This is a genomic window from Kitasatospora sp. NPDC086801, from assembly GCF_044745805.1.
GTDB lineage: Bacteria > Actinomycetota > Actinomycetes > Streptomycetales > Streptomycetaceae > Kitasatospora.
Genome location: NZ_JBIVAX010000003.1, coordinates 278,630 through 290,512 on the forward strand (window position 1 = coordinate 278,630; position 11,883 = coordinate 290,512).

General features: G+C 73.6%; 9 protein-coding genes. 3 read left to right on the forward strand and 6 right to left on the reverse strand.

The genetic code is table 11. The features are described 5' to 3' along the window. Positions 1 to 60 precede the first annotated feature (60 nt). From ACIPLC_RS06395 to ACIPLC_RS06420, 6 genes are all read right to left on the reverse strand, one after another. Entirely contained in the window at positions 61 to 1,044 is a 984-nt protein-coding gene (locus ACIPLC_RS06395; protein WP_400471612.1) for an ABC transporter substrate-binding protein, read from the reverse strand. Positions 1,045 to 1,083: 39 nt separating this feature from the next. Then, positions 1,084 to 1,875: an amino acid ABC transporter ATP-binding protein gene (locus ACIPLC_RS06400; RefSeq protein WP_400471614.1), complete on the reverse strand. Its 792-nt coding sequence runs from the start codon at positions 1,873 to 1,875 to the stop codon at positions 1,084 to 1,086. After that, the gene (locus ACIPLC_RS06405; protein ID WP_400471616.1) at positions 1,872 to 2,933 is read right to left on the reverse strand and encodes an amino acid ABC transporter permease; all 1,062 of its coding nucleotides are present in this window, start codon (positions 2,931 to 2,933) and stop codon (positions 1,872 to 1,874) included. The genes ACIPLC_RS06400 and ACIPLC_RS06405 overlap by 4 nt, the downstream gene beginning before the upstream one ends. 28 nt (positions 2,934 to 2,961) lie before the next feature. Next, positions 2,962 to 3,912 (reverse strand): ABC transporter substrate-binding protein, encoded by a 951-nt coding sequence (locus ACIPLC_RS06410; RefSeq protein WP_400471618.1) that lies wholly within the window; start codon positions 3,910 to 3,912, stop codon positions 2,962 to 2,964. Between the two features lie 10 nt (positions 3,913 to 3,922). Further along, entirely contained in the window at positions 3,923 to 4,435 is a 513-nt protein-coding gene (locus ACIPLC_RS06415; protein ID WP_400471792.1) for a GNAT family N-acetyltransferase, read from the reverse strand. Positions 4,436 to 4,506: 71 nt separating this feature from the next. Beyond that, a complete protein-coding gene (locus ACIPLC_RS06420; RefSeq protein ID WP_400471620.1) occupies positions 4,507 to 5,667 on the reverse strand; it encodes an LLM class flavin-dependent oxidoreductase in 1,161 nt (386 codons plus the stop codon). Between the two features lie 662 nt (positions 5,668 to 6,329). Here ACIPLC_RS06420 and ACIPLC_RS06425 point away from each other — a divergent pair. The 3 genes from ACIPLC_RS06425 (at position 6,330) to ACIPLC_RS06435 (ending at position 11,867) form a co-directional block, all read left to right on the forward strand. Continuing rightward, on the forward strand, positions 6,330 to 7,304 hold the full coding sequence (locus ACIPLC_RS06425) for an amino acid ABC transporter permease (protein WP_400471622.1): 975 nt from the start codon (positions 6,330 to 6,332) through the stop codon (positions 7,302 to 7,304). Further along, complete coding sequence (locus ACIPLC_RS06430) at positions 7,301 to 9,352, forward strand: FAD/NAD(P)-binding protein (RefSeq protein ID WP_400471624.1); 2,052 nt, start codon at positions 7,301 to 7,303, stop codon at positions 9,350 to 9,352. The genes ACIPLC_RS06425 and ACIPLC_RS06430 overlap by 4 nt, the downstream gene beginning before the upstream one ends. A 229-nt stretch (positions 9,353 to 9,581) precedes the next feature. After that, entirely contained in the window at positions 9,582 to 11,867 is a 2,286-nt protein-coding gene (locus tag ACIPLC_RS06435) for an FdhF/YdeP family oxidoreductase (protein ID WP_400471626.1), read from the forward strand. Positions 11,868 to 11,883: the final 16 nt, after the last annotated feature.

Genomic DNA, 11,883 nt, shown 5'->3' on the forward strand with positions numbered 1-11,883 from the left:
ATAGCGGCGGGGGGAGGCGAACGGGTGAACGGACGGGCCCTGGGCCCTGCCGGACAGGGCCTACGGCTTGGGCAGTCCGGGCGGGTTGATCTCGGAGGTCGGCACGGCCTCGTTGTCCAGGCCCCAGCGCTTGAGCACCTGGCCGTAGCTGCCGTTCCTGATCACCTCGTTCAGCGCCCCGTTGAGCGCCTGGACCAGCCCGTTGCCCTTGCGGGTGGTCGCGGCGATCTTGCCGAGGACGTCCGCGCCGCCGCCCGAGTAGGTGCCGACGATCTCGGTCTCGCCGGTCTGCGCGACGTGGAAGGCCAGGCTGGGGTTGGGGCCGACGTAGGCGTCGATCCGGCCGGAGGAGAGCGCCAGGTAGAACTCGGTGCCCTGGAAGTACTTGATGTCGATCGGCTTGAGGCCGTTCCTGGTGTTCTCCTCGTTCCAGGAGATCAGCAGCTTCTCCTGGTTGGTGCCGGTGGCGACGCCGACCGACTTGCCCGCCAGGTCCTTGGCGCCGGTGACCTTGAGGCCGCTGCCCTTCCTGGCCTCGAAACCGAGGACGTCCAGCCGGTAGGTGGCGAAGTCGTACTTCTCCTTGCGCGCCTCGGTGACGGTGATGTTGGAGATGCCGACGTCGTACTTGCCGCTGTCCAGGCCGACGAAGATGTTCTCCCAGGAGCCCGCGGTGAGCTCGACCTTGAGGCCGAGCACGTTGCCGACCAGGGTGGCGATGTCCGGCTCGACGCCGATGACGGTCTTGTCGTCGTTGGCGTAGAAGTCCAGCGGCGGGGTGGTGCCGAGGGAGTCGGCGACGGTCAGCGTCCCCCGCTTTCTGATCTCCTCCGGGACGAGCGCCGCGATCGCGTCGACCTTGGCCGTGGTCACCCGTTTCTGATCGGCCGTCAGGTTCACCACGGCGCCGTTCGGCGCGGTGCTGCCCTTGGCCGGGGCGAGTTCCGCCGAGGCTCCCGAGGACGCGCCACCACAGGCGGTCAGGGCGAGGGCGGCGGCGAACGCGCCGGCGGCGGCCACCAGGGCGCGACGGGGTAGGGACATGGCGGAACTCCTGCTCGGTGAAGGGGGGCGGAGAGACGGTCAGAGGACCTTGGCGAGGAAGGCCCGGGTGCGGTCGTGCCGGGGGCGGTCCAGGACCTCGGCCGGCGGGCCCTGCTCGACCACCACACCGCCGTCCATGAAGACGACGGTGTCGGCGACCTCGCGGGCGAAGCCGATCTCGTGGGTGACCACGATCATGGTGGTGCCGGTCCGGGCGAGGTCCTTGATGACGTCCAGCACCTCGCCGACCAGCTCCGGGTCGAGCGCCGAGGTGGGCTCGTCGAACAGCAGCACCTTCGGCTCCAGCGCCAGCGCCCGGGCGATCGCCACCCGCTGCTGCTGGCCGCCGGACAGCTGCCGGGGGTACGCGGCGGCCTTGTCGGCCAGCCCGACCCGCTCCAGCAGCGCCAGCGCCGTCGCCCTGGCCTCGGCCCGGGGCCGGCGCAGCGCGGCGATCGGCGCCTCGACCAGGTTCTCCAGCACGGTCAGGTGCGGGAACAGGTTGAAGTTCTGGAACACGAAGCCGATGTGGGTGCGCTGGCGCAGCACCTCGCGTTCCTTGAGCTCGTACAGCCGGTCGCCGGAGCGCCGGTAGCCGATCAGCTCGCCGTCGATGGCGACGTAGCCGCCGTCGAGCTTCTCCAGGTGGTTGATCGCGCGCAGCAGCGTGGACTTGCCGGAGCCGGACGGGCCGAGCACCACGGTGACGGAGCCGGCCGGGACGTCCAGGTCGAGGCCGCGCAGCACCTCCAGTGGCCCGAAGCTCTTGTGCAGGCCGCGGACCTGCACCATCGGTGCGGCCGCCGGTTCGGTCTTGGTGAGCGTGGTCATCGACGTCCTCCGGTGGTGCGGGCGGCCGGCGTGCGGGCGGTCGCTGTACGGGCGGCCGGCGTGCGGGCGGGCAGGCTCCGGACGAAGGCCCGGGCGCGCTGGAGCGGGGTGGGCGGCGGGGTGCGCTGCGCGCCGCGGGCGAAGTAGCGCTCGACGTAGTACTGGCCGATGGACAGCACCGTGGTCAGCAGCACGTACCAGACGGTGGCGACCATCAGCAGCGGCACCACCCGGCCGGTCCGGCCGTAGACCACCTGAGCCTGGTAGAAGAGCTCGCCGATGGCCATCACGTAGACCACCGAGGTGCCCTTGAGCAGCGAGATCACCTCGTTGGCGGCGGCCGGCAGGATGCCGCGCATCGCCTGCGGCAGCACGATCCGCCAGCCCTGGCGCCAGCGCGGGATGCCGAGCGCGGTGGCGGCCTCCCGCTGGCCGGCGTCCACCGCGATGACACCGCCGCGGATGATCTCGGCGGCGAACGCGGCCTGGTGCAGCCCGAGACCGAGCACGGCGGCACCGAGCGCGCTCAGCACGCCGACCGTCTCGAAGTCCCCGAAGGTCGGGCCGAACGGGATGCCGATCCCGAACCGCTTGTAGAGGTACGACAGGTTGAACCAGAACACCAGCTGGACGATCAGCGGGATCGAGCGGAACACCCACACGTACGCCCAGGCGATGGACTGCAGGATCGCACTGCGGGACAGCCGCATCGCGGCCACCACGGCGCCCAGCAGGAAGCCCAGCACGGTGCCGTAGGCGGTGAGTTCGAGGGTGCGGCCGACCGCCTGGACGATCGTGTCGGCGGTGAAGTAGACCCGGAAGGTGGCCCAGTCCCAGCCGGGGTTGGTGGCCAGGCCGTGGGCGAACTGGGCGAGGAGGACGAGGGCGGCGACCCCGATCCCCCAGCGCCAGGGGTGCCGGGCGGGGACGGCCCGCAGACCGGCCAGTTCGTCGAGGTCGAGGCCTGAGCCCGGGCCGGGGCCTGAGCCCGGGCCGGGGCCGGACGCCGGCGCCCGGTCGGCCGGGGCCTGGGGCGTCGCGGTGGTGCTGACGGTCATCGGGGGGCTCCTTCGGCAGGCCCGGGGATCACGGGTGTTCGGGCGGGCTGATCCGGGACTCCTTGATCGCCGAGTCGGTGACCCCCCATTTCCTGAGGATCCGCTCGTACGTCCCGTCCTTGATCAGCTGGTTGACCGCCGTTTGGAAGGCCGGGGTGAGCTTCGAGCCCTTCTTGAACGCGAAGCCGACGTCCAGCCGGTGGAACTCGCCGAGGAAGCGCGTCCCGGAGGCCTCCTGCGCGGCCTGGTAGCGCAGGCCGTTGATGGTCGACATCAGGACGTCGACCCGGCCCTGCTGGAGGCCGGTGAGCACGGCGCCGGCGTCGCTGAACGCCTTGACCTCGTACGGCTTCTTCCCGGCGTCGGTGCAGACGCCGCGCTTGGCGTTCAGCGTGGTCTCGAAGGTGGTGCCGGCGCCGGTGCCGATGGTCAGCCCGCAGAGCTGGACCAGGTCGGTGACCGGCTGGACGTCCTGGTTGTCCTTCCGGACCGCGAAGCCCTGGCCGTCGTCGATGTAGGTGACGAAGTCGATGGTCTTCAGCCGGGCCGCGGTGACCCCGAAGTTGCCGGTGCCGACGTCGAACTTGCCGCTGTCCAGGGCGGGCAGGATGGTCTCGAAGGCGGCCTCCTGGCGCTGCACGGTCAGCCCGAGCAGCCTGGCCACCGCGTCGGTGAAGTCCACGTCGATCCCGGCCGGCTTCTTGGCGGCCTGGTCGGCGTAGAAGGCGGTGGGCGGCGAGCCGAAGGACGCACCGAAGGTGAGCGTGCCGGCCTTGCGGACCTCCTCGGGCAGCAGCGCGGCGGCGGCGTCCGACTTCGCGAGGCCGGAGACGACGTCCTGGGAGACGGCGGTGGCGGCGGGCCCGCTCGCCCCCGCCGGGCCCGCGATCTTCGGGTCCGAGCCGCACGCGGCCAGCGCCAGCACCGGCAGCAGGGCGGTGGCCGCGAGCAGGCGGCGGCGGACGGTGGTGCTTCTCACGGGGGGCCTTTCAGGGGGTCGGAGCCAGCACCGGCAGGTGCTTCTCGAAGGGGAGCGGGCCGATCGTCAGGGGGTCGGCGGCGACGTCGAACAGCGGGGTGTAGCCGGACGCCAGGTAGAGGCCCTTGGCCTCGGGCTGACGCGGGCCGGTGGTGAGGTAGATCCGGGCGTAGCCGGCGGCCGCCGCCGTCCGCTCCAGCTCGGCCAGCACCCGGCGGGCCAGGCCGCGGCGGCGGTGCGCGGAGTGCGTCCACATCCGCTTCAGTTCGGCGGTGCGCTCGTCGTACCGCTTGTACGCGCCGCCGGCGACCGGGTCGCCGTCCTCCAGCAGGAGCAGCAGCACGCCGTGCGGCTCGGCGAAGGCGTCCCGGGGGTAGCGGGTCATCTCCTGGTGCGCGTCGGGGCCGTAGCGGCTGACGTACTCGTGGGTGAGCTCGCGCAGCAGCGGCTCGACCAGCGGGTCGTCGATGGTGACCCGGCGGAACTCGCCCGCCGGGCCGACCCGGGGAGCCGGGCCGCTCACCGCCGCACCGCTCACGGCCGTACTGCTCACGGCCGGACCGCTCACCACCGCAGGGCTCCCGGCCGGACCGCTCACGCCTGCACCGCGATCAGCTGGTGCCGGTCGCGCTCGGCCCGGGCGGCCGCCTCCGCGGCCTTGGCGGCGTCCCGCTTGGCGACCTCCTCGCGGACGATCGGGATGACGTGGCGGCCGAAGTCGATCGCGTCGTCGAGCAGGTGGTAGCCGCGGGCGGAGAGGATGTCCACGCCGAGGTCGTAGTAGTCGAGCAGCGCCTGGGCGACCGTCTCCGGGGTGCCGACCAGGGCGTTGGAGTTGCCGGCCCCGCCGGTGGCCGCGGCGGTCGGGGTCCACAGCGCGCGGTCGTAGCGCTCGCCGGCCTCGGCGATCTCGATCAGCCGCTGGGAGCCGGTGTTCTCCGGGGTGGCGGCACCGAGCGGGCGGCCCCGGCGGACCAGTTCCCCGGACTCCCGGCGGGCCTTGATCACGGCCACCGTCCGGTGCGCCTTCTCCCAGGCCAGTTCCTCGGTCGGCGCGATGATCGGCCGGAACGCCACCTGGATCCGCGGCACGTCGGTGCGCCCGGCGGCCCGGGCCGCCGCCTTCACCCGCTCGATCTGCTCGGCGGTGCGGGCCAGCGGCTCGCCCCACAGGCAGTAGACGTCCGCCTCGGCGCCGCCGGCCGCGTAGGCGGCCTCCGAGGAGCCGCCGAAGGAGACCCCGGGGCGCGGCTGCTGGACCGGGAAGACGTCGGAGACGAAGTCGTTGAAGCGGTAGTGGGTGCCCTCGTGGTCGAAGGGCTCCCGGCTGGTCCACGCCTTCTTGACGATGCCGATGTACTCGCGGGTGCGCTCGTAGCGCTCGTCCTTGGACAGGAAGTCGCCCTCGCGCTGCTGCTCGTGGTCGCTGCCCCCGGTGATGAAGTGGACGGTCAGCCGCCCGTCGCTGATCTGGTCCAGGGTCGCGAAGGTCTTGGCGGCGAAGGTCGGGTAGGAGACGTTCGGCCGGTGCGCCAGCAGGATCTGCAGCCGGTCCAGGCGCGAGGCGAGGAAGGCCGCCGCGGCCGCGGGCTCCGGGGAGCCGGCGCCGTACGCGAAGAGCACCCGGTCCCAGCCGTGGTCCTCGTGGGCCCGGGCCAGCCGCAGGGTGTAGTCGCGGTCGAAGGCGGCGGTGGAACGGGGGGTGGTCTCCGAGCCATCGCCGGTGGCGGCGATACCGAGGAATTCGACGGGCATGGCGGAACCTTTCGGGGTGAGCGGAGTCCGGTGGACTGCGGGTGGGCAGGCCGGAGGCGGCCGGGGCGGGGCGGCCGAGTACGGGTGCGCGGCGGCCGCGCCGACGACGGTGTCGGCGCTCGCACGCGGCGGGAGGAGGTGGGAGGCAGGCGTGGACGAGGGAGTACTGCCGGAGTTCAGTGCGAGGCCGTCAGACGGCAGCGTGCGCCTGGGACGCCGTCAGCTGCGGACGGCGGGTCCCGGCCCGCGGCGGGGCAGACCGAGGGAGGGCTCCCCGAGGGAGATCAGGGCCGGACGGGCGGCCCGCTGCCGGGTCAGCCGCGACACGCCGCGGACCACACCCGACCGAAGTCGATGTGGTCGCGGGTGACCAGGGGCTGCTCGGCGTACATGGCCTCAAGTTGAACAGCCTGCCAAGTGGTCCGTCAACCATCCATCATTGCCGCTCTGTTGCGATCTCCTGTCGCCCTGCGACCGGTCCGCGCCGGGCCCCGGTCAGGGCCCGGACCACCCTTGACAGCCGTCGATCGCGCATGCGTACGATCACGGCGGAGTGCAGTGCACAGCGCCGGCCGTGTTGAGGGACGCGGGCCGGTGCGACGGCCGTACGTGACCACACCCGTACCTCCCGCCCGCCCGCACCTCCGCCAGGAGCCGCCGTCATGGCCACCCCGCAGGACCTCCTCCCCGCCCCCGCCGTTCCCTCCGCCTCCGCCCCCGACCACCCCGCCCCGGCGCCCGCCCCCGACGCCCGGATCGTCGCCCGCCGCCGGCCCGGGCAGTGGGTCTGCGCCGGGATCGCGCTGCTGCTGGCCGCGATGGCCGTCAGCTCCGTCGTCCGCAACAAGGCCTTCCAGTGGGGCGTGGTCGCCGACTGGTTCACCGCCAGGTCGGTGCTCAACGGCCTCACCCTGACCCTCTGGCTCACCGCCGTCACCCTCGCCCTCGGCTTCGTCCTCGGCACCGGCCTCGCCGTCATGCGGATGTCCGGCAACCCGGTGCTGCGCAGCCTGAGTTGGGGCTACATCTGGATCTTCCGCTCCACCCCGCCACTGGTGCAGCTGCTGTTCTTCTTCAACATCGGCGCGCTCTACCCGACGCTCGGCCTCGGCATCCCGTTCGGCCCCGAGTTCATCACCGTCAAGACCGTCAACCTGATCGGCCCCACCCTCACCGCCGTCATCGGCCTCACCCTGCTGGAGACCGCGTACGCCGCCGAGGTGATCCGCGGCGGCATCCTGTCCGTCGACCGCGGCCAGTTGGAGGCCGCCGCGGCGCTCGGCCTCGGCCGGTGGCGGGTGCTGCGCCGGATCGTCGTCCCGCAGGCGATGCGCTCGATCGTGCCGACCGCCGGGAACATGCTGATCAGCGCGCTCAAGGGCACCAGCATCGTCAGCGTGCTGGCCGTCTCCGACCTGCTCTACTCGGTGCAGTTGGTCTACCTGCAGTCGTACCAGGTCATCCCGATGCTGGTGGTCGCCACCATCTGGTACCTGGTGGTCACCACCCTGCTGTCCATCGGCCAGTACTACGTCGAACGCCACTACGCCAAGGGCGCCACCCGGGACGGCCTGCCGCCCACCCCGCTGCAACGGGCCCGGGCCGCCCTGCGACGGCTGCGCGAGGTGGCGGCATGAGTCTTCTGGTGATCGTCGGCGCGGGCCCGCGGGGCACCGGCCTGCTGGAGCGGATCGCCGCCAACGCGGCCGAACTCCTGCCCGCCGACCGGCCGTTGCACGTCCACCTGGTCGACCCGCACCCGCCCGGCGCGGGCCGGATCTGGCGCCACGAGCAGTCCCCGCTGCTGCGGATGAACTCGATGGCCGAGGACGTCACCATGTTCACCGACGAGCGCTCGACCATCGACGGGCCGGTCCGCCCGGGCCCCTCGCTGGCCGAATGGGCGCTCCGGCGACGGGAGTTCGCGCCCTACCGGGAGGTCGCCGACCCGGCCGTCCGGGCCGAACTGGACACCCTCGCGCCCACCGACTTCCCCACCCGCCGGGCCCAGAGCGCCTACCTGGACTGGGCGTTCCGCCGCGCCGTCGCCGACCTGCCGCCGCACGTCACGGTCACCGTGCACCGGGACACCGTCCGGCGGATCGACGGCGCGCCCGACGGCCCGCAGACCGTCCACCTCACCGACCGGACGCTCACCGCCGACCACGTCGCCCTCACCCTCGGACACCTCGACTCCACCCCGCACCCCCGGCACGCCGCCGACGCCGAATTCGCCGCCCGGCACGGCCGCTTCCACCTCCCGCCCGCCTACTCCGCCGACGCCGACCTGAACGGCATCGCCCCCGGCGAACACGTCGTGCTGCGCGGCCTCGGCCTGGCCTCCGTCGACCTGGTCGCCCTGCTCACCGAGGGGCGCGGCGGCCGCTTCGAGCCCACCGGGGACGGGCTGCGCTACCGCCCGTCCGGCCGCGAACCGGTGCTGCACCTCGGCTCCCGGCGCGGCGTCCCGTACCACTCCAAGACCGGCTACCGCCTCCAGGGGCCGCCCGCCCCGCTCCCCCGGTACTTCGACGCGGCCGCCGTGGACGCCGTCCTCGCCACCGGGGGGCCGCTCGAACTCCGGCGCGACTTCTGGCCGTTGATGGCCAAGGAAACCGCCTTCGGGCACTACCACGAGCTGTTCCACGCCCACCCCGAACGCACCGCGCTGCCCTGGCCGGAGTTCCTGGCCCGGTTCGACCGGCACGACTGGTACTCCCCCGCCCTGGCCGCCCTGATCGCCGAGGCCGTACCCGACCCGGCCGACCGGATCGACTTCGAACGCCTCGACCACCCGCTGGCCGGCCTCGAACTCGGCTCCGCCGAGGAACTCCAGCAGCACCTGCGCGCCTACGTCACCGCCGACGCGGACCGCCGCGCCGACCCCGCGCACAGCGCCGACCTCGGCGCCTTCCTCGCCCTGCTCTCGCTGTTCGGCCAGCTCCCGCGCATCCTCGCGACCGGCCAGCTCACCGCCCGCTCGGTCGCCGAAGAGGTCGACGGGTGGTTCTTCGGCTACTTCAGCTACCTCGCCTCCGGCCCGCCCGGCTTCCGGCTGCGCCAGCTGCTCGCCCTCTCCGAGGCCGGGATCGTGCGCTTCCTGGGGGCCGGCGTCCGGGTCGAACGGGACGAGGCCACCGGCACCTGGCGGGCCTCCGGCGACACCGTGCCGGGCCACACCGTCGCCGCCACCGCCCTGGTCGAGGCGTACCTGCCCAAGCACCAGCTGACCCGCACGCTCGACCCGGTGCTGCGCGAACTGCACCGCGCCGGACGGCTCGTGGAGGAGGTGGTCGCCGACGAGGAGTACACCCACCGCTCCGGCCTGGTCACCATCGCCCCCGGCGACAGCCGGCTGCTCGACCCGGCCCTGGACGGCGCCCCGCACCCGCGGCGCACCGCACTCGGCCCGCACACCAGCCTGCGCGCCGCCGCCGCCTTCGCCCGACCCCGCACCAACTCCCCGGGATTCCGGCAGAACGACGCCGCCGCCCGCGCGCTGCTGCGGGCACTGGCCGCGCTCCCGACCGCCACCCCGGGGCCCGTCGACGATCCCCCGCCCGTGCGCCGCCGCCCGGGCACGCGCCTCGCCGCGCTGTCGTCGGTCGCCGCCCCTGCTCCGCCGGGCGGCGCCCGCACCCCGACCGCGCCACGCCCGCCCTCCGGGCGGACGGCGGGGGCCTGAAGGCAGGCCCCGGGGCGGGCGCGAGGCAGGGCGGGCGCGAGACGGCACGGCCGGCAGCCGGATCGCGGTGACGGTCGCGCCGCCCCCACCCTCCGACTCCACCGACGCCCGTTCGGCCCCCCTCCCCCCGCCTCCACCCGGGTGGAAGGATGGGCCCCGAGCCCCCGCGACGGCGCGGCGGCCCCCGGTGGCACGGCCACCGGACGAGCAGAGCCGAGGAGAAGCGGTCATGGCCAAGCAGGCCCCGCAGAGCGACCCGGCGCAGGACGCCCCCGAGGTGTCCGCGCCCCAGCAAGCGGCGGCCGGGCTGCCCGCGGTCGGCCACAGCCTGCGGATGGCCGCCGAACAGATGGGCGCCCGCCGCACCCTCGCCACGCTGCGCAAGGTCAACCAGCCGGACGGCTTCGACTGCCCCGGCTGCGCCTGGCCGGAGCCGGGGAAGACGCACACGGCGGAGTTCTGCGAGAACGGCGCCAAGGCCGTCGCGGAGGAGGCCACCGAGCGCCGGATCCGCGCCGAGTTCTTCGCCGCCCACCCGGTCGCCGAACTGGCCGAGCGCTCCGGCTACTGGCTGGGCCAGCAGGGCCGCCTCACCCAGCCGATGCTGCTCGACGAGGGCGCCACCCACTACACGCCGGTCTCCTGGGACGACGCCTTCGCGCTGATCGCCGAGGAGCTGCGCGCCCTGGACACCCCGGACGGCGCCGCCTTCTACACCTCCGGGCGGACCAGCAACGAGGCCGCCTTCGCGTACCAGCTGTTCGCCCGCCGGCTGGGCACCAACAACCTGCCGGACTGCTCCAACATGTGCCACGAGTCGTCCGGTTCGGCGCTCACCGAGACGCTCGGCGTCGGCAAGGGCAGCGTCAGCCTCAAGGACCTCTACCAGGCCGACCTGATCATCGTGGCCGGCCAGAACCCGGGCACCAACCACCCCCGGATGCTCTCCGCGCTGGAGCGCGCCAAGCGGGCCGGCGCCACCATCGTGAGCGTGAACCCGCTGCCGGAGGCGGGCCTGGAGCGCTTCAAGAACCCGCAGCACGCGCGCGGCCTGGTCGGCAACGGCACCAAGCTGACCGACCTGTTCCTGCAGATCCGCCTCGGCGGGGACCTGGCGCTGTTCCGCGCGCTCAACCGGATGATCCTGGAGCAGGACGGCGTCGACCGCGCCTTCGTCGCCGAACACTGCCACGGCTTCGAGGAGTTCGAGGAACAGGCCCGGACGACCGACCGCGCCGAGGTGCTCGCCGCGACCGGCCTGCCGTGGGAGCAGATCGAGGAGTTCGGCCGGCTGGTGCTGGGCTCCCGGAAGATCATCGTCTGCTGGGCGATGGGCCTCACCCAGCACAAGCACGCCGTGCCCACCATCCGCGAGGTGGTCAACTTCCTGCTGCTGCGCGGCAACGTCGGCCGCCCCGGCGCCGGGGTCTGCCCGGTGCGCGGGCACAGCAACGTCCAGGGCGACCGGACGATGGGCATCTTCGAGCGGCCCTCGACGGCCTTCCTGGACGCGCTCGGCAAGGAGTTCGGCTTCGAGCCGCCGCGCGCGCACGGCCTCGACTCGGTGGACACCATCCGGGCGATGCGCGACGGCCGGGTCGGGGTGTTCTTCGCGATGGGCGGCAACTTCGTCGCGGCCACCCCGGACACGGACGTCACCGAGGCCGCGATGCGCCGCTGCCGGCTGACCGTGCACGTCTCCACCAAGCTCAACCGCTCGCACGTGGTCACCGGCGCCCGGGCGCTGATCCTGCCCACCCTGGGCCGCACCGACCGGGACGTCACCGGCGCCGGCGCCCAGTTCGTCAGCGTCGAGGACTCGATGGGCCAGGTGCACTCCTCGCGCGGCGGCCTGCGCCCGCCCGCCCCGGGCCTGCTCTCCGAGACCGCGATCGTCTGCCGGCTGGCCCGCGCCGCCCTCGGCCCCGGGGACACCGTGCCGTGGGAGGACTTCGCCGCCGACTACGACACCCTGCGGGACCGGATCGCCCGGGTCGTCCCCGGCTTCGAGGACTACAACGAGAAGGTCCGCCGCCCCGGCGGCTTCACCCTGCCGCACGGCCCGCGCGACTCCCGGACCTTCCCCACCGCGACCGGGAAGGCCAACTTCAGCGTCAACCCGCTCACCGCCCCCGAGGTCCCGCCGGGCCGCCTGCTGTTGCAGACGCTGCGCTCGCACGACCAGTACAACACCACCGTCTACGGCCTGGACGACCGCTACCGGGGCATCAAGGGCGGCCGCCGGGTGGTCCTGGTCAACCCCGCCGACGCCGCCGAACTGGGCCTGGCCGAGGGCGGGTTCGTCGACCTGGTGAGCGAGTGGCGGGACGGCGTCGAGCGGCGCGCCCCGCACTTCCGGGTGGTCCACTACCCGGTCGCCCGCGGCGGCGCGGCGGCCTACTACCCGGAGACCAACGTGCTCGTCCCGCTGGACTCCACCGCCGACATCAGCAACACGCCGACCTCCAAGGCCGTGGTCGTCCGCTTCGAGCCGGACACCGGCTCCCCGGAGTAGCCCATGACGAAGGCCG

Coding starts and splice junctions, on each gene's coding strand:
- ACIPLC_RS06405 (WP_400471616.1), bottom strand. CDS start 2,933: ATGACCGTCAGCACCACCGCGACGCCCCAGGCCCCGGCCGACCGGGCG.
- ACIPLC_RS06425 (WP_400471622.1), top strand. CDS start 6,330: ATGGCCACCCCGCAGGACCTCCTCCCCGCCCCCGCCGTTCCCTCCGCC.
- ACIPLC_RS06430 (WP_400471624.1), top strand. CDS start 7,301: ATGAGTCTTCTGGTGATCGTCGGCGCGGGCCCGCGGGGCACCGGCCTG.
- ACIPLC_RS06395 (WP_400471612.1), bottom strand. CDS start 1,044: ATGTCCCTACCCCGTCGCGCCCTGGTGGCCGCCGCCGGCGCGTTCGCC.
- ACIPLC_RS06400 (WP_400471614.1), bottom strand. CDS start 1,875: ATGACCACGCTCACCAAGACCGAACCGGCGGCCGCACCGATGGTGCAG.
- ACIPLC_RS06435 (WP_400471626.1), top strand. CDS start 9,582: ATGGCCAAGCAGGCCCCGCAGAGCGACCCGGCGCAGGACGCCCCCGAG.
- ACIPLC_RS06420 (WP_400471620.1), bottom strand. CDS start 5,667: ATGCCCGTCGAATTCCTCGGTATCGCCGCCACCGGCGATGGCTCGGAG.